Annotated in this window: 13 protein-coding genes; 8 read left to right on the top strand and 5 right to left on the bottom strand. The window is 62.3% G+C overall.

The genetic code is table 11. The features are described from left to right. Positions 1-4 precede the first annotated feature (4 nt). Complete coding sequence (locus VJZ71_12750) at positions 5-2,587, top strand: protein kinase (GenBank protein ID HKQ48932.1); 2,583 nt, start codon at positions 5-7, stop codon at positions 2,585-2,587. A 29-nt stretch (positions 2,588-2,616) separates the two neighbouring features. Here VJZ71_12750 and pepD read toward each other — a convergent pair whose 3' ends face one another. After that, positions 2,617-4,116, bottom strand: a complete 1,500-nt coding sequence (gene pepD, locus VJZ71_12755; protein ID HKQ48933.1) for a beta-Ala-His dipeptidase — start codon at positions 4,114-4,116, stop codon at positions 2,617-2,619. Between the two features lie 182 nt (positions 4,117-4,298). Between pepD and VJZ71_12760 the strand changes: the two genes are divergently transcribed. Further along, positions 4,299-5,900, top strand: a complete 1,602-nt coding sequence (locus tag VJZ71_12760) for a SagB/ThcOx family dehydrogenase (GenBank protein HKQ48934.1) — start codon at positions 4,299-4,301, stop codon at positions 5,898-5,900. A 153-nt stretch (positions 5,901-6,053) separates the two neighbouring features. Here VJZ71_12760 and VJZ71_12765 read toward each other — a convergent pair whose 3' ends face one another. Beyond that, a complete protein-coding gene (locus tag VJZ71_12765; GenBank protein HKQ48935.1) occupies positions 6,054-7,709 on the bottom strand; it encodes a thrombospondin type 3 repeat-containing protein in 1,656 nt (551 codons plus the stop codon). Between the two features lie 336 nt (positions 7,710-8,045). Here VJZ71_12765 and VJZ71_12770 point away from each other — a divergent pair, with 336 nt between their 5' ends. Further along, positions 8,046-8,972: an FRG domain-containing protein gene (locus VJZ71_12770; GenBank protein ID HKQ48936.1), complete on the top strand. Its 927-nt coding sequence runs from the start codon at positions 8,046-8,048 to the stop codon at positions 8,970-8,972. Between the two features lie 163 nt (positions 8,973-9,135). Here the strand turns inward: VJZ71_12770 and VJZ71_12775 are convergent, their stop codons facing one another. Further along, entirely contained in the window at positions 9,136-9,516 is a 381-nt protein-coding gene (locus VJZ71_12775) for a hypothetical protein (protein ID HKQ48937.1), read from the bottom strand. A gap of 254 nt (positions 9,517-9,770) precedes the next feature. Here VJZ71_12775 and VJZ71_12780 point away from each other — a divergent pair, with 254 nt between their 5' ends. Then, complete coding sequence (locus tag VJZ71_12780; protein HKQ48938.1) at positions 9,771-11,384, top strand: FAD-dependent oxidoreductase; 1,614 nt, start codon at positions 9,771-9,773, stop codon at positions 11,382-11,384. 11 nt (positions 11,385-11,395) lie between these two features. On the opposite strand, the gene VJZ71_12785 is transcribed toward VJZ71_12780, so the two are convergent. Together VJZ71_12785 and VJZ71_12790 are read right to left on the bottom strand one after the other, a co-directional pair. Then, a complete protein-coding gene (locus tag VJZ71_12785; protein ID HKQ48939.1) occupies positions 11,396-12,040 on the bottom strand; it encodes a lysophospholipid acyltransferase family protein in 645 nt (214 codons plus the stop codon). Then, positions 12,037-13,842, bottom strand: coding sequence for an acyl-CoA dehydrogenase family protein (locus tag VJZ71_12790; protein ID HKQ48940.1), 1,806 nt, complete (start codon positions 13,840-13,842; stop codon positions 12,037-12,039). The genes VJZ71_12785 and VJZ71_12790 overlap by 4 nt, the downstream gene beginning before the upstream one ends. 359 nt (positions 13,843-14,201) lie before the next feature. On the opposite strand from VJZ71_12790, the gene VJZ71_12795 reads away from it, so the two are divergent. The 4 genes from VJZ71_12795 (at position 14,202) to VJZ71_12810 (ending at position 21,336) form a co-directional block, all read left to right on the top strand. Continuing rightward, a complete protein-coding gene (locus VJZ71_12795) occupies positions 14,202-15,344 on the top strand; it encodes an acyl-CoA desaturase (GenBank protein HKQ48941.1) in 1,143 nt (380 codons plus the stop codon). 366 nt (positions 15,345-15,710) lie between these two features. After that, positions 15,711-17,594 (top strand): S8 family serine peptidase, encoded by a 1,884-nt coding sequence (locus VJZ71_12800; protein ID HKQ48942.1) that lies wholly within the window; start codon positions 15,711-15,713, stop codon positions 17,592-17,594. 685 nt (positions 17,595-18,279) lie between these two features. Continuing rightward, on the top strand, positions 18,280-18,981 hold the full coding sequence (locus VJZ71_12805) for a hypothetical protein (GenBank protein HKQ48943.1): 702 nt from the start codon (positions 18,280-18,282) through the stop codon (positions 18,979-18,981). A gap of 3 nt (positions 18,982-18,984) precedes the next feature. Next, a complete protein-coding gene (locus VJZ71_12810; GenBank protein HKQ48944.1) occupies positions 18,985-21,336 on the top strand; it encodes a hypothetical protein in 2,352 nt (783 codons plus the stop codon). The last annotated feature ends 169 nt before the right edge of the window (positions 21,337-21,505 follow it).

Raw genomic sequence — 21,505 nt, forward strand, 5'->3', positions numbered from 1 at the left:
GTCAATGGCGGGCTGTCTGAACGAGACGGACCTGCTGCACTTTCACGCGCAGCAGCTGGAGAAGGCCGAGCGGGTCCGAATAGAGGAGCATCTCTCGTCGTGCGCGGCGTGCGCGGAGCGCGACGCGGCGATGGTGCGTCGGCACGAAAGCTGGCTGCAACAGCTTCGGGAAGCTGGTCCGCCGCTTCGAAGGACCGCGGAGGGGACGATTCCGCGGGCGATCGCACCGGGGGCGATCTCGGGATACGAGATCGTCGAAGAGATCAGCCGCGGGGGACAGGGGATTGTCTATCGCGCGATTCAGAAGTCCACCAAGCGCGAGGTCGCGTTGAAGGTCTTGCGCGAGGGTCCGTTCGCATCGCGGGAGGCGCGGAGGCGGTTTGAGCGGGAGGTGGAGCTGGTCGCGGGATTGCGGCACCCCAACATCGTGGCGGTCTTCGACTCGGGCGTGACAGCGGACGGCCGGCATTACTGCGTGATGGACTATGTGCGTGGCGCGCGGCTGGACCGGTATGTGCGGGAGGGCGGATTGGCATTGGACGATGTGTTCCGGTTGTTTGCCACCGTCTGCGATGCGGTGAATTTTGCCCATCAGCGCGGGGTGATCCATCGCGATTTGAAGCCGTCGAACATCCTCGTCGAAGTGGGCGGAGAGCCGAAAGTACTGGATTTCGGCCTGGCCAAGCAGACCGGCACAATCGATGACAAACTGGTGACGGAGACGCAGATGGTCGCGGGGACACTGCCCTATCTATCGCCGGAGCAGGCGCGGGGGCGCGTCGACGAGGTGGATATTCGCAGCGACGTGTATGCGCTGGGCGTGGTGTTGTACGAGTTGATCACGGGGCGGTTGCCGTATCGAGTCGAGGGGGATGTTCCGACGGCGCTCCGCACCATCGCGGAGACGCCGCCTTCGCCGCCGAGCACGATCAGCGACCGGGGCGATTCGATTTCGATCGGCCACATCGACGACGAGGTCGGGACGATACTGCTCAAGGCGCTCTCCAAGGAGCGCGAACGTCGCTATCAGAGCGCGGGGGACCTGGCGCGTGATCTTCGACATTACCTGGCGGGCGAACCGATCGAGGCCAAGCGGGACAGCCATTGGTACGTCCTGAAGAAGTCATTGCGGCGACATCGCGCGGCGGTCGCGGTCAGCGTGGCATTCGCCCTGCTCGTCATTTCGGCGACGATCAGCCTGGCGATCCTGTACGGCCGTCAATCGGGCCTGCTGGCGCAAGTGCAACAACAGAAGGGGCTGGCCGAGGACGCCGAGCACCGGGCCCGCCAGCGCTTTGAGGACCTGCGCGGCCTGGCCGGCACCGTCATCACAGAGTTGGACGATCGCGTGCGTTACCTGTCGGGATCGACGCCGGCGCGAGAGTTGCTCGTCAAGACAGGTCTGGAGTATCTGAACCGCCTGGCGTCGACGACGGCGGAGGACGATTGGCAAACGCGGGCGGAAATGGGGACGGCGTTTTTCAAGTTGGGAGATGTGCAGGGCGATCCCGACGTCCCCAACCTCGGCGATCCGGAAGGCGCGTTGGAGAGCTATCGACGCGGGTTGGCGCATGTGGAGGCCGCGGCGCGGGGATTGCCGAACGATGCCGCGCGGCACCGGGCGCTGGCGACGGCGTACAACCGGATCGGGCGGCTGCTGAGCGCCATGGGCCGCGAAGGAGAAGCGCGGGAGCATTACGATCGGGCGCAGGCGGTACTCGAACGACTGATTGCGACCCGCCCGGACGATGTCGATCTTCAGCGCGATCTGACATTCAACGTTCAACAGATAGCGTATCAACATCGGGTCGCGGGGCGGCTGGCCGAGGCCCTGGAGATTTACCGGAGGGTCCTCGCCCTGTTGGAGCAGGATGCGACGGATCCGCCGGAGTTGCACGGGGTGTCGGCGACTCGGGACCAGATCGGGCGCATCCTGAGCGAACAGGGGAAGCTGGGCGAGGCCTTTGAGGAGCATCGGCGGTGCGCGGATTTGTTGGAGCGGGCCGTCGCGCTGGCCCCCAACGCGGCGCCGTATCAGCGGGATTTGGCGGTGGCATACGATCGGATGGGACTCATCGAGCAACAACGGGGGCACGCACCCGCCGCGCTGGAACACTTGAAGAGATCACTGGAGATCAGTCGGCGCCTCGGCGAGACCGATGTGGCCGATCACAAGGCGCTGGCCAACGTGGCCGCGGCGCATTGTCGGATTGGGGAGATTGAACTGGCCGCCGGCGATCACCCGGCGGCGCGGCGAAGCTTCGATCATTATTACGAGGCGGCTAAAAAACTGGTGGCGATGACTGGCAACAGCGCCGCGGCAGAGCGCGATTTGGCAGTATCGCATTACAAGCTGGCGGAATGGCACACCGCCGAAGGCAAGAGAGCGGAAGCCACGTCCGCCGATCGGCTCGCGAGTTGGCGCGAAGCGCGGAAACAACTGGAGGCGTGTGAAGCCGTATTCAGACAGCTAAGCGAGCGCGGCAGGCTGGCGGCGGCGGATGCGAAGGTGCTTGACGAATTGGCGGCGGAGATCGCGGAGTGTGACGGAAAGACCGCGACGTTGGAGGCGGCGGACCGGAAATAAGCGCCGAGCCTTTGTTGGTTTCGCATCGTCTATTCGCCGGGGCCACGCTTGGCCAGGTCGGCCAGTACCGCGAGGAGATAGCGGTACATCCGCTCGACGCTGGCGACTTCAACCCGTTCCCCGGGGCTGTGCGCCCCCTGGATGTTGGGACCGAAGGAGACCATGTCCATGCTGCCGACGCGCTCGCCGATGATGCCGCATTCGAGACCGGCGTGGATGGAGGCGATGCGCGGCGCTTTCTGGAACACGCGCTCGTAAGCGGCGCGGCAAACGGCGAGCGTGGGCGACTGGAGATTGGGGGCCCAGCCGGGATACTCGTTGGCCCGCTCGGCCTGCGCGCCGGCGAGGCGCGCGATGGCGGCGATCTTCGAGAGGACCGTGCACATATCCGTGTTGCTGGAACTGCGCGTCAGGCAGCCAACTTCGACGCGGAGAGTTCCTTCGGCGGAGGTGCTCTTGATCGTCGTCGTGCCGTTGGAAGTCTGAACCAGGCCGGGGATTTCGGGAACGACGGCGAGGACGCCGTGCGGCAAGGCCGCGAGCGCCGTCAGGACGCGCCGCGTGTCGTCGACGGATGCGACGGCAGGGGCCGCCACTGACTGGACGGTGATCTTGCAACCGGCTTCGCCCAGGGCCACGGCGTGGGCCTGCATCGACTTGGCGGAATTGGTCAATTTTTCGGACAATCCGCGTGGGCCTGTGACGGTCGCCGCGGCTTCGCGGGGGATCGCGTTGCGCTTGCTGCCGCCGGAAATCGTGGCGAGTTGGATTTGCGGTTCGTCGATCGCCTGCAGCGTTTGCCAGAGGACCGCGATGGCGCTGACGCGATTAAGGTGAATGTCGCAGCCCGAGTGTCCGCCGGTCAAGCCGGTGATGACAAGTTGGCATGACTCGGCGCCAGGCGGAGGCGCGGCCATCGGAAGGGACCAGATGAGCGTCGTGTCGGTCCCTCCGGCGCAGCCGATGTAAATCGCGTCATCCTCCTCGGAGTCGAGATTGAGCATGCGGCGGCCCTTGAAGAAGTCGGGGGCGATGGCCTTCGCGCCGGACATGCCGTCTTCTTCGTCAATGGTGCAGAGGATTTCGAGCGGTCCGTGGACGGCAGCAGGCTCGGTCGCCGCAGCCAAAGCGAGGGAGACGCCAATGCCGTTGTCGGCGCCCAGGGTGGTCCCGTCGGCGCGGATAATCTGCTTGCCGTCGGCGCTCTTGTCCAACAGCAGACGGATGGGATCGGAGTCGAAATTGTGGGTCGTGCCCGAGTCCTTTTCGCAGACCATATCGAGATGGCCCTGCAGCACAATGGCGGGGGCGCTTTCACAGCCCTTCGTGGCAGGGACTTCGATGACAAGATTGCCGATGGAATCCTCGCGAACCTTGAATCTGTGCGACTCGGCAAGTTGTTTCACGTGAGCCCGGATTTTCTGCTCGCGCTTGGACGGTCGGGGCACCGCCGCGATTCCGGCAAAAAATCGCCAGACGGACTGCGGAGCGAGCGATTCAATTGCAGAACGATCAGCGTCGGTATTCATGGCTACCTCTCTTTCCTGATCCGCGCAGTTTACAACTGATCGGCCCCTGGGAACCAGTCCGGTATAATCCCAACGAAACTACGGCTATTTAAGGTGCCATTATCGCAGCGACCACCGAGCTTGAACGCGTCGTCATCTACCACGAGGCCACGAAGCATCATCCGCAGCGTTACGCGCGGAGCTTGGGCTATCTGGATTGGGCGACGCAGCCGAACCCCTTTCGACGATATGACGGTGCGCCGCTGACGCCGCTGCTCATCGGTCCGCGCCATCAGGAACCGGCGTATGACTCGCTGTTTACGACCGACGGCATCGCCCCTCAGCCGGTCACGCGGCGGACGCTGTCGGCGTTCTTCGAGTGCTCGCTGGCGTTGTCAGCGTGGAAGGCGTACGGCGAATCGACGTGGGCGCTGCGCTGCAATCCCTCCAGTGGCAATCTGCATCCGACGGAGGGTTATCTGCTTTGTGGCGGCGTAGAGGGTATCGGCGAGCAGCCGGCGGCTTACCACTATGCGGCGAAGGAGCACGCGCTGGAACGGCGGCATGTCATCGACGCGGCGGCGTGGGCCGATCTCGTGGCCGCACTGGGCAGCGAAGTCTTTTTTGTGGGGCTCAGCTCCATCCTCTGGCGGGAGGCGTGGAAATACGGCGAGCGGGCCTTCCGGTATTGCCAGCAGGATACCGGTCATGCACTGGCTTGTTTGCGATTCGCGGCGGCGATGCTCGGTTGGCGGATGACATTGCTTGAAGACCTCGGAGACGACGAGGTTGCCCGTTTGCTGGGGCTTGATCGCGTGGGGGACTTTTCCGGCGCGGAGCGGGAGGAACCGGAGCTTTTCGCCCTCGTGTCGGCCAAGCCGGACGCAAATCCTCGCGGCGTTCTTACGCTCGATCCCGACATTATCGCACGGGTTGCCGCGGGTCCGTGGGAAGGCCGGGCCAATCGCCTCAGCTCCGATCACGTCCCGTGGGAAATCATTGATATGGTGACCGACGCGACAAGAAAACCGCGCACGCCCATCAACGGAGAGGTCATTCATCCGGGCCGCCTCCCGGCAGCCGCTCAGAGCGCGGGGACGGTACCCCTCGCGCGCGAGGTCATCCTCAAACGCCGCAGCGCCACGGATTTTGACGGTCAAACGTCGATTCCCCGCGACGTCTTCTACTCCATGCTCGCGCGCGTAATGCCGACGGACGCGGCGCCGTTCGACGCGATCTCGTGGCCGCCCGCGATTCACCTGCTGATGTTTGTGCATCTCGTCGAAGGTTTGTCGCCGGGCCTCTACGCCCTAGTCCGCGATCCGGCGAAGGTGGACTCGCTTCGCGCCGCAACGAATCCCGATTTCGCGTGGACACTGGCGAGCGACGCGGCGCCGGGTCTGCCGCTCTACCCGCTCAGGGTGGCTGATTGCCGCCGGGGGGCGGCGCAGCTCAGCCTGGGACAGGCGATCGCCGGGGACGGTGCCTTTTCGTTCGGGATGGTCGCGGAGTTCGAGCCGTCGCTGCGGCGCTACGGGCCGTGGTTCTACCGGCGGCTGTTCTGGGAGGCGGGCATGATCGGGCAAACGCTGTACCTCGAGGCCGAGGCCGCGGCAATGCGCCTGGGCAACACGATGCGGGCGACCGGCATCGGCGCGTACTTCGACGATCCCGTCCACGAGGTCTTCGGCCTGTCGGGCCGGGAGTTTCAGAGTATGTATCACTTCACGATGGGCGGAGCGGTGGATGACCCGCGCCTGACCACCCGTCCGCCGTACGGCGAAGCGGTCGCGCAGCGCGTATGACGCGGATTCTGTTCTCTTCGCCCTGAAGTGTCAGAGAATTGGGCAGACGGACAAGAGTTTTACGTTCACCTTGCGTCGGCTCATGCGCGGGCTCGCGCGAGCGATATCAGATCATTTTCTCTGCGGGAGAAAGTCCTGTCCGTGGCCGCCTCGTTACTGGTTTAAAATCTCATCCACGATGCATTGGATGTCTAGCCCATCCATGAGGCAGTCGTTGTTGCAGTCCCTCAACGGTCTTCCATTGGTACAAACGGGCAGGCCAGGCGTGTTGTTAGGGCAGGTGTCGCATGTGTCTCCCAAACTGTCCCCATCCGCATCTTCTTGGCCGGAGTTGGACGTGTTCGGGCAGTTGTCACAGGCATCGCCCACGCCGTCGGCGTCCGTATCAGCCTGGTCGGCATTGGCGACGGTCGGGCAGTTATCACAAGCATCGCCCAAGCCGTCGCTGTCCGCGTTGGCTTGATCGACGTTCGCTACGTTCGGGCAGTTGTCCGTCCCGTTGAGGATGCCGTCGGCATCGCTGTCGCAACCCAAGTTGACGACATAGGCCGAACCAGCCTCAGGTCCGGCCGCGTGGTCGTCCCCGCGCGCCCCGATCAGCGCCGTGTCTCCCGAGATCGCGACGGAGTAGCCGAACTCGTCAACCGATGCGGCGTCGGAGGCGGTTAATTTGACAGTTTCCGGCATGTTGGTCCAGCCACCGCTGGGCTTGACGAAGGCGTACGCCGAGCCAGCGCTGGTTCCACCCGCGTGATTATCATGGTACGCCCCGACAAGCGCCGTTTCGCCAGAGATCGCGACTGAGTAGCCGAAGAAGTCATACGCCGCCGCGTCGGACGCGGTCAGCTTGGCCTGTTCGGTCAACACGCCGCCGGAACGAACAAAGACGTAGGCCGATCCGGCGGCGGTCCCGCCAGTGTTTTTGCCGTACGCCCCGACCAGCGCCATGTCTCCCGAGATCGCGACTGAGTAGCCGAAGTAGTCATTAGGCGCCGCATCGGAGGCGGTCAACTTGGGCTGCTGGGTCCACACGCCGCCGGAGCGGACAAAGGCGTACACCGAGCCGATGACCGTGCCCGCGTTAAAGGCGCCGCGCGCCCCTACGAGCGCCATATCGCCCGAGACCGCGACTGAGATGCCAAAGTTTTCAGTCGCTGCCGCATCCGATGCGGTCAGTTTGGCCTGCTGGGTCCACACTCCGCCGGATCGGATGAAGACATATACTGAGCCGGCTTCAGTCCCGCCCGTGTGAGTGTCGTAGAGCGCCCCGACTACTGCAGTGTCGCCCGACACCGCAACCGAGTGGCCGAACTCGTCAAACGCCGCCGAGTCGGAGGCGGTAAGCTTGGCCTGCTCAGTCCATACGCCGCCGGAGCGGACGAAGACGTAAGCCGAGCCGGAGTAGTTCCCTGAATCGTCGTCGCCGATCGCCCCGACCAGCGCCGTGTCAGCCGAGACCGCGACCGACCAGCCGAACCCGTCACTCGCCGCTGCGTCGGAGGCGATGAATTTGTCCTGCTGGGTCCAGACGCCGCCGGTGCGGACGAAGACGTAGGCCGAACCGGCGTATTCGCCGCCCGCGTGGGAGTCGGAGGGCGCTCCGACCACCGCTGTGTCTCCCGAGGCAGCGACCGACGAACCGAATCCGTCATTCGCCGCTGCGTCGGAGGCGATCAGCTTGGTCAACTCCTGCGGGCTGCACTGCCCCATCGCAGTGGGCGCCGACGTCAACGCTATTAGTCCGCACACCGCTGCCAAACCGCTGCGCAACCCCGAGCGATCCAATCGAGTTTTAAACAGATTCATCATTCGCCCTACAGTAGCAGTTAATCGAAAAGTCCCCTTTGACCTTGGACTACTCCGCCGTCGGGCTGTGACCAGTCATTGTACCACGATTCCCCTGTGTGAGGGCCAATATTCAGGCATTATTTCGATCGCCGAGGTCCTGGAGGATGTACTACGCCATCAACGATGAGCGATTCGCGGTGTGGCGTCTCTCTTCGCCGCAGATTTGTCGGCGCAAGCGGGCTTTCATAGACTTAACGCCATGGTCCGCGTTGAATCTTGACGTTGGCCAGCGTCACTCAAGTCGACGCACGCCGCGCGCATCCGCGCCCGGAACCCGCCACAATCTGAGGGTTCTTCATGAACAGCAATTTGACGAGTCTTGAGGAGTTAGTTGCATGCGCGCGGAAACATCCACCGGAATTCTGGCTGTTCCGGGGCCATAAGACGACCAAATATTTACCCACGCCGAAAGCGCATCGCCCCGACACGTTTCCGAACGCTGGCAATAAGCCAGGGTGCGGGGACGAAGCGTGGATTTGTCAGGCGTTTCGAGACAAGGCCCATAGCGTATACGCCCGGTGCCCCGCGGACGATCACTACTTTGAATGGTTGGCGCTGATGCGGCACCACCTCGCCCCGACGCGGCTCCTGGACTGGAGCAGAAATATCTTGGTCGCGGCGTACTTTGCTGTCGAACCGGATCGCGAAAATCCAAAGGACCGCAAATCCGATAGACAGATTTGGGCTTTGAATGCAACTGCGCTCACGGATTTCGCCCGCGATGAACATGTAAGCGCTGCGAAAACAACAAAGTCGCCACTCTTTTGCGGCTGCTTGGCCCATCAAAAGAACACTGACGGCAATCAAGCCAAAAGGTGGAGTGTCGGGAGAGCAGCCGAGACTCTCGCGAAACAAGCCGTCATCGACGAGCGGGCTTGGCCAGATCATCAATGTACGGCCGAGCATTGCTGCAGATTCCCACTCGCCATTGCGCCGCCAAGAACTTTCCCGCGCATGGTCAGTCAGGCTTCCTGGTTTACCGTTCACCCCAAGCCATCGAAAGTATCGCTCTCGCTTGAGCAGATCAATAAGGAGCACAAGGATCGCTCGGGGAAACCGCTTTGGGAGCACTTCGTGATACCTGCGACCGCAAAAGATCAAATTCTTGACGACTTGGCCGCCGTCGGCGTTTCGCGCGCAACGCTCTATCCCGACTTGGACGGCCTTGCCCAGAGTCTTCTTCCGGATTACGGTCGGTTATGCAGCCAACTTGTTCGAAAGTAACGCTCGCAGCCCCAGACTCGGAGCATAGTCTGAGTTCGAAATTGGGTTAAGCCAGCGCGTCAAAGGCGAGCCCGACGGTGCACTGCGACCGGAACGAACGAACAGAAGCGATACGCATTGCGGTAGCCCTTGGACCGCCTGAAATCAGCGGCGGCTTCGCCGATTAACCTAACGCCGTTCTTCCATGCCAGACCGGCAGGTCGTGAAGCTTGGACACGATAAGTTCGTAGGTCGTCTCCGGATCATCGTTGAAGTCCAGCAGGGCGGTCATGGCCAGCATCTCGTTGGTCGCCTCGGTCGAAAGATGCCGCAGCCCGGTCGTGCGTTGTTTCCCGGAGAGGTGCTTATTCAAAGGGCCGAAGAGCTTGTTGGCCCGTTTCCAGCCGAACAGGTGACACAGCCCGCCCACGAGGTCCCACGCGACGGCGGTTTCATCGTCGAAATGAACGGTCTCGCCGCGCTCGTCCTGCGCGTCGGCGGCGCTGCACCAGCGGCGCTCGTGGTCAAAGAGCGCGATGAGTTTGTCCTTTTCTGCTTGCATCATAGACGTTCATTCCTCGTTTCAGGCTCAACCCGACCAACTGGCAAGGCGACCGGCCACTCTTCCGGAGGCGTGGATTTCGATCATCGAAGTGGGATCAGGCGACCGGAGAGGGCCCGCTACTATCGATGGCGAACCGGTGGATTATATCATCGCAGAACCGGCGCGGGGCGGAAAAATGGTTTTGGGCCCCATTCGTGCAAAAGGGGACGATGCGCGAACGCGAACGAGCACCGAGTGCCCCGTACAATGCGCCCATGGCGCTTTTGGTACGAAATCTCGCTCTCTCTCTGGACGAAGCCGAGGAGGAGCTACGGTTTCGGGCGGCGAAGCGGCTGCGCGTCCCGCCGGGGGACATCCAGGAGTGGCGAGTCGTGCGGCGGGCATTGGACGCCCGGTTCAAGGATCGCATCGCCTATGTCTACAATGTAGAGCTGTCGCTCGCCGGCGGCGCGAAGGAAGAGCGACGCGTGCTGGGCCGCCTCCATCGGGCCGATGTCGCTGAAGTACCGCGCGCGCCTCTGACGGCGCTCGAGAATGGAAACGAGCCGCTCGAACATCGGCCGATCGTCGTCGGATTCGGGCCGGCGGGGATGTTCGCGGCCCTGTGGCTGGCGCGGCATGGGCTGCGGCCGCTGGTGCTGGAGCGCGGTCAAGGGGTCAAGGTCCGCCATCGCGACATCCTGCACCGGTTCTATCGGCAACACGAATTCGATCCGGAAAGCAACCTGCTGTATGGCGAGGGCGGGGCCGGAGCGTACAGCGACGGGAAGCTGTACACGCGCGTGAATGACCCGCGGATGCGCGACATCCTGCAGGTCTTCGTCGATCACGGCGGCAAACCCGACATCCTGATTGACAGCCGGCCGCACCTGGGGAGCGATTGGATCCCGACACTGTGCCGGCGGATTCGAAAGACGATCGAGTCGCTGGGGGGCGAGGTCCGCTTTGGCGCGCGAGTTGACGAGATTCGCATCGACGATCGGCGAGTCAGCGCGATCCGTGTCGGGACGGAAACGCTGCCCCTCGGGCCGCTCCTCATGGGGATCGGACACTCTGCGCATGACACGGTTCGCGCGCTGATCGCTGCCGGCGTCACGATCGTGGCCAAGCCGTTTCAGATTGGTGTCCGCGTCGAACACCCGCAAGCGCTCGTCGATGGTTGGCAATACGGCCCGGCATGCGGGCATCGGCGGCTCCCACCGGCGGAGTATCACCTCGTAGCCAAGGGCGCGGCGGCCGGCTTGGGCGACGTCTACAGTTTTTGCATGTGCCCCGGCGGGATGATCCTGCCGACCAACGAATCGGCCGGGCTGATTGCCACCAACGGCGCGTCGAACGTCAGTCGATCCGGTCGCTTCGCCAACAGCGGACTGGTATTGACAGTTCCTCTCGACGAAATCGACAACGACCCGCTCGTCGGGCTCGATTTCATTCAGCGCTGGGAGCGCGCGGCATTCGATCTGACCGGCGGGACGTACGCGGTTCCGGCGCAGCGGGCGACGGATTTTCTGGCAGACCGGCCGTCGGATGGACGCTTAGAAACGAGTTACCCGCTCGGCGGGCGGTGGGCAAACATCCGCGACATTCTTCCCGCGTTGGCCACACCGGCGATTCAGCGCGCGCTGGCGGATTTGGATGCGCGCCTCAAGGGATTTGGAGGGGCCGAGGCCGTGGTAACGGGACCGGAGACGCGGGCATCCGCGCCGATTCGCATTCTGCGCGACGCCGAGACGCGCGAGTCGGTCTCCACGAGCGGGCTGTTCCCGATCGGCGAGGGTGCGGGCTACGCGGGCGGGATCATGTCGGCCGCCGCGGATGGAATCGCCACGGCGGAGGTGCTCATTCGGCGGTACGCCCCGATGCGTTGATATTGAGCCCCTCACGCCGCCTTCTTCTTCTGAGAAGCAATCTCCGCCCGCAGCGCCGCAAACATGAACCGCAGCGTGTGGTCGATCGTCGTCATGATCTCGTCGCGATCGAGGCCCGCGAGGTTCATCGGCGGGCCAAACTGGATCCAGATCGGTCGGCGGCGGAGGAACCGGCGGTGAATGGGCCACGCGTCAAAGGCGCCGACGATGACGGCCGGGACGACTACCGCATTGGCGCGCTCGACGATCAGGGCGACGCCGCGCTGGAGCGGGGCGATCTCGCCGTCCTGGGTACGAGCGCCTTCGGGATAGATGTTCATCAAGTGGCCCTCCTGCAAACGCTGAATGGTCTCTTTGACGGCGCGGACATCGCCCTGGCCCTGCCGCACCGGAAACGCGTTGAGGACCGAGCGCAGAAACCAAGCGTTAAAGCGGTTCCTGAACAACTCGGACTTGGCGATGTAGTTCAGCGGCCGCTTCAGGTGCAGCGGCAGGAGAATGGGGTCCAGCAGACTCTGGTGATTGGACACGATGAGCACGCCGCCTTGAGCGGGGATGTGCTCGTGCCCGTACACTTTCAGATTGAAGAGCAGCTTGGCCAGCGGCCGCACAGTCGTCTGCAAGAGTTTCCAGAAGAACGAGCGCCGGGTCTTCATCCGGCCCGCCCAGGGGAGTCGCCGCTCCCTTCCATTCGCGTGGCGACGAATGCGCGATCCTGGTCAGCGATTCTGGGAACGGATATCAACCGGCGGAATAAAAATGACGGGATCGCTTCCCGTTCTGCGCGGGAAGCGAGCGCCAGCGCCGCGGCATTGAAGTCGCAGACCAGCGCGTGAAACATGACCGCCACTATTTCGGCAGGAACGTGCAGGCGCACCGCATTTTCCGCCGCCAGTTGGCCGTAAGCGATCGTCGCCAAACAGTGCCCCAACGCCAGGGTCAGCGGCCTGTCGGCGCGGGCGGTTCGATCCATCTCGCGTTTGCGGACGAAGAGTTGGAACGCCTTCGCCGCTTGAACGAACATCCGGACATTCGCGATCGACATCAGCGGACGGTAGGCTTCGAGGAAACAGGGAAACCCGATCTCGTTCACGGCGCTCGTTCGCGCCTCCATCAGAAACGCGTTTTCTCCCGCAGGAATCTCGCCGGCAACCAGTGACTTCGGCTCGGCGAGGGAGGGGTCCGCTTCGGCAAAATAGCGCGGAATAAAGTGGGTGGTCAGGCCGAGATTGATGTGGGTGCTGCCTTCCAGGCCGGGAATGAGCTGCACGTCGCGCAGGGCCATCTCGAAATAGGTGTCCGACTCGAAGCCCTTGGCGCCGATGCACTCGGAGAGCAGCGCCATCACTTTCACGCCCTCTGTGCTGAGCTTGGCCTTCTGCACGGCGGCAAACAGGAGATAGCGCCGGTCGGCCGCACTGGCGGCGTGGACGTAATCCAGCGCCCGGTAGGCGTAGAGCTTCATCGCCGTCAGACGGGCATACGCCTGCACCATCGTCGCGCGGAGGTGCGGCATGTCGATAGCCGGCTGGCCATAGAGCACGCGAGCGCGCAAATGGGCGGCGGCCTCTTCGAAAGCACGCTCGCAGATTCCTATCGAGCCAAATCCAAGAAAGAACTTGCCCAGCGCCACGGTCCCGAAGATCGCGTCCCAGGCCTGCCGGCCTTCGGCGATCACGTCCGTTGAGGGCAACTCATGGTCCTTCACCTCGAATTCGCCGACGTGCGCCGCCCGCACCCCGAATGTACGGATCTTGCGCACGCTGCGATATCCCTTTGCCTTATTGGGACGCAGCGCGATCAAAACAAAAGGTGCCCGCCGGGCATGCGCGGCGCTGCGCGGATTTACCTTTTTCGCCAGGATCGCGATGAGCGCTGCGGCATTGGAATTTCCGATGTAGTACTTCGCGCCATTCGCCTTGAAGCGATCAGGGCCGGCTTCGGTGACCGTAAACTCGTTGCCGAGCAGGTCCGATCCATGACCTCGCTCGGAGACGCCGAACGCCAGGAGCCCCCCCGCTTCCAGCGCGGCGACGGACTCGCGCTTCAAGGCCATGTTGTCCCCCATCAGAATCGCACAGAGTCCAAGGAAGGAAACCTGGAGGCTATAACCGTGGGCGGGGCTGAAATAAGCAAAGACCTCAAGAAATCGCGTATAACGGAGCAGGTCAAACTCCGATGCCATCCGCGAAAACTCCCGCGGCGCGAGCAGGCGGGCGTAAAGCTGATGAGCCGACTGGTAGGCAAGCCAGTCCTCATACCACTGCTCGCGCTGATCCTCCTCTTTGAGCGCCGGCAGACCCTTGCGCTCGAAAAACTCGGCGAGCTTTTGAGCCAGTGGTTCGCGAAGATAGACCTCTGAACCGGCCGACGGCCGCGGCCCGGAGAAGACCTGCGGGTAGATCGCCTCCTGAACGGGCGCAGGGGCGTGGCCGTCATTCCTGTCGACGCCGGGCACGGTCGATCGCTCCTCTGGCGCATCCTCCGCGCGCATCTTTGTTGGATTCGGTTCGTTCAAGATGCCGAAAAGGCGGAAAGGGGTTGGCTGCCCGCATTCTCTCGAATCTACGAGCCGGCGCCTCTTGTATTATAGCCGATCGAGTCGATGACACATGAAACGCGAGCCAAATTCGCGGCGCTTGCGTTTTCAGAAACGAACCCTATGATCTCCCTGGCTCATGCGGGGTAGGGATTCAAGTCGTCGGACAACTGATTAAGGGGCTGCCCGCCGCGGGGCGGAAAGCCGGTTAACGAGTAAGCCGACATGGCTGAATGCCCCCGGGCGTTCGGCCAGTCGGCTTTTTTTGAGGCACACGAGTGGACATTACGGTACAGTCAGCCATCGAAACCCAACCAACGGCGGAGCCGGCGAGCGCGAACGCCGCCTCGGCTCCTCTGAAATTCAATAATCCTGATGATTTTCGGCGGGCGCTTCGCCAGCGGGTGGACGAGTACTTTGCCGACACCGGCCGCAGGCCGCGCGACTGCCCGCAGATGTACGCCAAGACCGCCATCATTTTGTGCGGTTGCGGCGCCTTGTACGCCCTTCTCGTATTCGTCGCGGTCAGTTGGTGGGTCACGATTCCGTTGGCGGTCGCGCTGGGACTGGCGCTGGCGGTGGCCGCCTTCAATATTCAGCACGACGGCGGGCACGGCGCCTACTCCGAACACCAATGGATCAACAAGCTGGCTTCCCTGACGCTGGATCTGCTGGGCGGCAGCTCCTACATGTGGGCCCGAAAGCACAACACGATTCATCACAGCTACACGAACGTCACCGGTCACGACGACGACATCAACCTCGGCGTGCTCGGCCGGCTTTCGCCGCATCAGAAGCACTTGAGCTTTCACCGACTGCAGCACTTTTACATGTGGTTCCTGTACGGGTTCCTGCCCGTCAAGTGGCACGTCTATGATGACTTCCAGAATCTGGTCGTGGGGCGGATCGCCGGGCATCGATTTCCGCGTCCCCGGGGTTGGGATTTGGTAGTCCTTTTCGGCGGCAAGGCGCTGTTCTTCTCGCTGGCGCTCGGCCTCCCTATGTTTTTCCATCCGTGGTGGGGCGTGCTGGCGCTCTACGGGATTGCATCGTTTGTTCAAGGCGTCGCACTGAGTGTCGTATTTCAAATGGCGCACTGCGTCGAGGAGGCGGCCTTTCCTCAGCCGCGCCCGGGCACCAGCCGGATCGAGTCCAGTTGGGCCGAGCACCAGATTGAGACGACCGTGGATTTTGCTCCCCGTAATCGATTGCTGGCGTGGCTCGTCGGCGGGCTGAACTTTCAGGTTGAGCACCACCTCTTCCCGCAGATATGCCACATCCATTATCCGGCACTGGCCAAACTCGTGGAGGAAACCTGCCACGAGTTCGGACTCAGATACAAAGCCTCCAAAACATTTCTGGCGGGCATCGCTTCCCATTATCGCTGGCTGCGGCGGATGGGAATGGCGAACGCCGCTTAACTTCCGCGGCGGTCGATGCGTCCACTCGACGCCGCTCAGAGTTGCTTCGCACAATTGCGATAAAGATGATGCGCCGACTCTCAATGTCGACATTCGAGATAAACTCCCAAGTCCGGCCAAATTCCTGATCGATAAAACGAGTTGAGTACTGCGAATCTCGGCGCGCGGAGCACCGGAATTTTCTGTTGGTACTTGTTCTACGTCCGGTACGAAGATATGCTTAGTCGACGTCGTCGGTTTATCCCACCCGTTTTTCACGCCGAAAGAACGACCGAGATTCGATTCTTGTTACGCAGATAGCGGAGCGTTTGAAACCACTGAATTCGGGCCGCGCTCGGGGAGTTCTTGCCCCGCGGAGGTCGTCCAATGGCTTGGAGCACAATCAAACGGCAAGCGAGGTCCTGGCCAACCTGGCTGCGTGCGACCCGTTCATTCCTGATCTGCGGGTTAATTCTTCTTGTCGGCACGTCGCGCGCGACGGCGCAACCGATGCACGGCGCGCGGTTCGAGATGGAATCGCTGGAGGACGGCGCCAGGGTCGCCATCGTCGGCGACCGCACTGCTAATGAAGTCGAGCCGGCGGCGGAGACGTTTGTTCCGGGCCGCGTGATTCTCAAGTTCAAGCCGGGCGCCTCGGATGCCGGCAAGCAGCGCGCCGTGGGCCGCGCAGTAGGCGCGCGCGCCGCGGCGGAAATCCCGCAACTTGGCGTGACCATACTGGAATTACCAGCGACGGCCAGCGAAACGGCGCAGATGCACGCCCTTCGCCTGGAGCCGGAGGTCGAATTCGCGGAATTGGACCGGGTTTATCCGCCGGCCGATCTCCTCCCGAACGACTACTGGTATTTCGGGCAATGGCATCTTCCCAAGATCGCCGCGCCGATCGCCTGGGGCGCGACGACGGGCAACAGCGGCGTGATTATCGCGATCTGTGATACGGGCATTGACTCCACGCATCCCGATCTGGCCTCGAAGCTCGTTCCCGGATGGAACGTCTACAGCAACGACGCGGACCTGACCGATCAAACGGGCCACGGCACGTCGGTGGCGGGGGCGGCGGCGGCGGCGAGCAACAACAACGTGGGCGTCGCTTCGCCGGCCTGGGGATGTCCGATCATGCCGATCCGAGTATCGAACAGCACGGGCATGGCGACGAGTACGATGATCGCGACCGGGATTCTCTGGGCCGCCGACCATGGGGCGAAGGTCGTCAACGTCAGCTTCTACGGCGTGAACGGCGACGCAACGGTGACGAGCGCGGCGCAGTACCTGCAAGGCAGGGGCGGCGTGATGACGGCGGCGGCGGGCAATGACGGCCTGTTCTACTCTGCGGCGGACAATCCCTACATTCTGGCGGTCGGGGCGACGGGATCGGACGATGTCCTGGCATCCTTTTCCAGCCGGGGCAACTACATCGACCTGACCGCGCCGGGCGCGGGGATCTACACGACGGCGCGCGGCGGGGGCTATGGATCGGCGACGGGGACCTCGTTTTCCGCGCCGATCGCGGCGGGCGTAGCGGCGCTGGTCATGTCGGTGCGGCCGGAGCTCAGCCCGGACCAGGTGCAGGCCGTGCTCAAGCAGTCGGCCAACGACCTCGGCACGACGGGATGGGATTCGAGCTACGGCTGGGGCCGCGTGAACGCGGCGCAGGCGGTGGCGCTGGCGGCGATTTACGGCGGTGATACAACGCTGCCGACCGTGAGCTTCAGCACGCCGGCGTCCGGCGCCGGCGTTTCGGGCACAATCACGGTGCAGGTCAGCGCCGCGGATAACGTGGGAGTTGCCTCGGTCAAGCTCTTCATCGACGGCACGTACTTCGCAACGGCGAGCGCGCCCTACGCGATCTCGTGGAACACCGCGCTGTTTCCCAACGGCGCGCACACCCTTCTGGCGACGGCGACGGACGCGGCGGGGAACATGGCGGTCGCGCAAAGAAGCGTGACGGTCAACAACACCGTGACGGACACGGTCGCGCCGACCGTCGCGATTACGTCGCCGACGGATCAATGGATCATCCAGCGCAGCCAAAGAAACCTGCAAGTCTACGTCAGCGCGAGCGACAACGTGAGCGTCACCCGCGTGGAGCTGTACGTGGACGGGGTTCTCAAATCGACCTCGACGGTGGCGCCGTTTACGACGGCGTGGAACACCCGAAGCATGCCGTCCGGCGCGCATTTCGTGCAATGCCGCGCGTACGACGCGGCGGGGAATGTTGGGCTGTCGGCGCCGATTACGGTTTACAACTAAGTGCCATAGGCACGAAGGCACCCAGGGCAGAAGGCTCAGGACGCGACGGGCGATTCAGTGGCCCCCCTCTCCGGTCGACACGGAAAAAAGCGGTAATAAACGGAATCCGAAGATGCCGCCGATCGGCGGAGATTTTTTTTGGCGCAAACGACCGCAAATGAGCGCAATTGAAGACTTGAGGCCTGAGGCTTGAGGCTTGAGGAAGGAGCGTTGCACGTCTCGAAAAAAAAACGACGTGGTTGAATTGGGCTGATAAAGTTGAATATTCGTTGCATGGGCGCGGAGACTCCGATCTTACGAGCCTCTAGCCATAAGCCAGAAGCCGTAAGCTGACGGAAGCGGAGACTCCTCCGCCTCTCTTGGTTCTCTGCCCCTCATCCTTGCTCAGCGCTCCCTCAAAAATTGAGCAGTTGAGCAGGTGAATAAGGTGAGCAGGTGAGTTTGGGGATTGAGGGCGGGTTTTGCTCTTCGACACCGACTAAAGGGGCGGCAGAGTTAGTAGATCGCGAGATTCGCGGCCGTTGTGGGGTGCGTGGTTTTCCGCAATCGTAGCGGAAAAATCCGCGGTTGACGGCGTATCATGGAGGGGGAGACTTGATTTCAAGGCCCGAAAAAATCTTTATAAGCGCTGTGTATTGGCACGGAGGTTGCAACAGGACCTTCGAAGCCATGCGCTGGAGGCCGCATGATGAAGTTCAAAGACCTTGATATGTTGATTCCAGGGCTCCTGAGCCTTGCCGTCTGCGGCACTGCATCGGCGACGCTTATTGTCGATCATCCGCCTCTTAATTCGGGCGGGCCGGCGGCGGATACGGAGTTTATCAACTCGTCTAACGATCCAAGCTGGCAGCAGTTGGCGGACGATTTTCAGGTTACGCAAGACGCCGTGATCCGGCGGATTTCGTGGTGGGGATTCTACGGTTCAAGTTCCCTTGAAGAGGTAGAACCGCCACCCGTGACGGAAACCATGCGAGCGCGAATCTACGGGGCGCGTGCAAGCGACGGCCTGCCGGACGATGCGAATATACTTTTTGAAGAAAGCTTCCTCAGCCCATCACGCGAGGCTACGGGGCGCATTGTCTTTGTCGGTCCGGGACCGCCGGAGTTCAAGTTCGAAGTTGATTTGACATCGCCGTTCGCGCTTGAGGCCGGCACTCCGTATTGGTTGGAGATCGTGCAGGTGGGGGATATTAACAGCTTGTTTCGATGGGAATATGGACCCACTGAGAGAACGGGACACGCTTTTCGGCACAACTTGATCGTGGATTGGACGCATACGTTTAGTGCCGACGCCGATCTTGCATTTCAACTTTCGACAATTCCAGAACCAATCTCATTGTTGATTTGGGCTATCGGGATCGTTACTTGGGGGAGAAGGAAACGATGAAAAATGCTCTCGCGGAATACCTCGCACTCAGCGGAGACCCTTTTCTTCGTCATCATCATCTCGCTCCTCACCGCGTTTACGCGCTCTGTTTTTGGGCAAACTTGTCCTAGCTCCCCAACATTGTTTGACAACGACGTTCTTGAAGGGCCGTTGACCGGCACCAGCGAGAAAGGCTTGAGTCCTTCGATCGCTGTTGACGATCAATCGCGCTTTCTGGCGGCGTGGGAGACGCCAACCACGGCCATGCCGCCAACCTCCGATTACAACGAGATTATTGTCCTCGGATTCTCGTTCGCGTCCGGATTTAGTTGCCAACGTGGGCCGCAACCCGTTTCCGACTATGTCTCGACGGGCCACAATTTTCATAACCTGCCCTCCGTGGCCATGAGTTCGGATGCGCGGGTCCGCGTCGGATGGACGGGAGGCCGCTGGACCTCCACGATCACCGACCCCACGGTCCTCCTTGCGGATTTCGGTTACGACGACAATCCAGCCACTTGGCCGATGGTCTTGCCGCCGGCTCCGCCCGGACGTGGCGATTTTCAGGCCTCGGTTGGACTGAGCGACGCAACGACAGACGCGGACGTCGTTGGTTGGTCAAACAGGCAGGCTTTGGACGGCCTCTTTTATGATGCGGGAAGCGAAACTGAGATTCGATCTTGTTCAACTTATTGCTCAGCTCGAACCCAACAATGGCAACCATGCGTTGCCATGCGGGATGACGGGCATTTTGTGATTTGTTGGGCCGATGCAGAGGAAGATGAAAATGAGCCACCTTTCAATATTCTCTTGCAACTCTATGATGCCGGAGGCAATTCGATCGGCGGCGAGGTTCTTGTGAATGATCCATCAATTGAGCAATTTCTGTCTCAACAGCGCTCGCCCGCCGTCGCCTTCGATTCCGACGGTCGGATAGTGGTAGCGTGGGCTGGTACAGAGATTTTGGGCTGTTCCAGCCAGTTCAAGGTCTACGCGCGTCGATTCGAGTGGGATGGCACGGATCCCGATGCCGCGCCAGCGGCTGTGGGCCCCGAGTTCATCGTCAACAGCAGCACCAGTTCGCCGCCCGCCGGTGGAACCGTCACCCGGCCGGCCGTGGCGATAACGAATGCGACAGGCGCTTTGGCAGGCCGGTATATCGTCGCCTGGAATGTCGGCGCCAACGGCTCAAACGTCCACGAGGTCCACGCCCAGTACTTCGAGGCCGACGGCCGACCGTTGGGTGGGGAGTTCGTAGTCAACCAGGAGCCGGGCTACGGCGGCGACAACGTGTCGCGCAGGCTGTCCAATTCGGCCCAAAAAACGGTTGCATACGCACCGGCCGGGGATGTGGTGATCGTCTGGACAAGGCTGCAAAGCGGAAACAACACGGTTCACTTTACGCGGTTGCCGGACGATTACGCCGAGTATCAAGATTCCTTGCTTACGTGCCTGAAGGGGGACGTGAACCGCGACGGTCTGGTGAACGGCTTGGACATCCAGGACTTTATCGACCTGCTGCTTGGCGGTCCACTGTGTCTAAGCATCGTCGATATCTGCCCGGCGGACATGAACAGCGATTTGGCCGTCGACATAACAGGAGATTTAGACCTGTTTATCTTCGCACTATTGGGAGGGACTCCTCAAGCGCCACCCCCGGTCATTGAGGATTGCAACAGCAACCAGGTCCCGGATGACCAGGACATTGCCAGCCAGAGCAGCAACGACGTGAACACGAACGGCGTGCCGGACGAGTGCGAGTGGGACTGCAACAGCAACGGCGTGCCGGATGACTGGGACATCGCCCAGGCGACCAGTGCCGATTGCAATACCAACGGCTTCCCGGACGAGTGCGAGGCGGACTGCAACACCAACGGCGTGCCGGATGACTGCGACGTGGACCCGACCGACCCGGACGGGGATGAGTTCGTGAGCGCGGATTGCAACAGTAACGCCTATCCCGACGAGTGCGACCTGGCGCTGCCGCCGGGGTTCGGGAGCCTGGACTGCAATACGAACGGGATACCGGACGAATGCGACTTGGCCGCGTGCGAGGGCGATCCGGCGTGCGACGATTGCAACGCGAACGGCATACCGGATAGCTGCGACATCGCGGCTGAGATCAGCGAGGACATCAATACGAACGGCATCCCTGACGAGTGCGAGGGCGAGGGGATGATGGGCGGTGAGACGATGATGTCCGGCGAGGGCGGCGAGTTCGACGAAGAGGCCGCCTGGGAGGCGTTCTACGACTGGGCCGCGACGCAGTGTTGGGGACCGACCTGTGAGACGAGCGGCGCGGAGCAGTTCGGTGCGCTGGCGGCGAAGCTGCAAGAACTGGGATTGCCTATCTCCGGGCGAGTCATTGAGCCGTAGGAGAGACTTGGGGTCTCGAAGACTCATCCTGCCATATGTCGGCGGGTGGAACCCGCCCTACGGCGGCTCGGCGGGAGCCTCGCCCTCCCGGCGAACTTCTCGCCCTCCCGAAAAAGCGAAGGCCCGCCCCACCGTGTCAGTGGAGCGGGCCCCTTTTCAAGCGCTGCTA

This window comes from Phycisphaerae bacterium, assembly GCA_035275405.1.
Lineage (GTDB): Bacteria > Planctomycetota > Phycisphaerae > UBA1845 > UTPLA1 > DATEMU01.

What these genes read in the sequence shown, in the direction of transcription:
- VJZ71_12750 (HKQ48932.1), top strand. Translation starts at nt 5, where the DNA reads ATGGCGGGCTGTCTGAACGAGACGGACCTGCTGCACTTTCACGCGCAG.
- pepD (HKQ48933.1), bottom strand. Translation starts at nt 4,116, where the DNA reads ATGAATACCGACGCTGATCGTTCTGCAATTGAATCGCTCGCTCCGCAG.
- VJZ71_12765 (HKQ48935.1), bottom strand. Translation starts at nt 7,709, where the DNA reads ATGATGAATCTGTTTAAAACTCGATTGGATCGCTCGGGGTTGCGCAGC.
- VJZ71_12770 (HKQ48936.1), top strand. Translation starts at nt 8,046, where the DNA reads ATGAACAGCAATTTGACGAGTCTTGAGGAGTTAGTTGCATGCGCGCGG.
- VJZ71_12775 (HKQ48937.1), bottom strand. Translation starts at nt 9,516, where the DNA reads ATGATGCAAGCAGAAAAGGACAAACTCATCGCGCTCTTTGACCACGAG.
- VJZ71_12780 (HKQ48938.1), top strand. Translation starts at nt 9,771, where the DNA reads ATGGCGCTTTTGGTACGAAATCTCGCTCTCTCTCTGGACGAAGCCGAG.
- VJZ71_12785 (HKQ48939.1), bottom strand. Translation starts at nt 12,040, where the DNA reads ATGAAGACCCGGCGCTCGTTCTTCTGGAAACTCTTGCAGACGACTGTG.
- VJZ71_12800 (HKQ48942.1), top strand. Translation starts at nt 15,711, where the DNA reads ATGGCTTGGAGCACAATCAAACGGCAAGCGAGGTCCTGGCCAACCTGG.
- VJZ71_12805 (HKQ48943.1), top strand. Translation starts at nt 18,280, where the DNA reads ATGATGAAGTTCAAAGACCTTGATATGTTGATTCCAGGGCTCCTGAGC.
- VJZ71_12810 (HKQ48944.1), top strand. Translation starts at nt 18,985, where the DNA reads ATGCTCTCGCGGAATACCTCGCACTCAGCGGAGACCCTTTTCTTCGTC.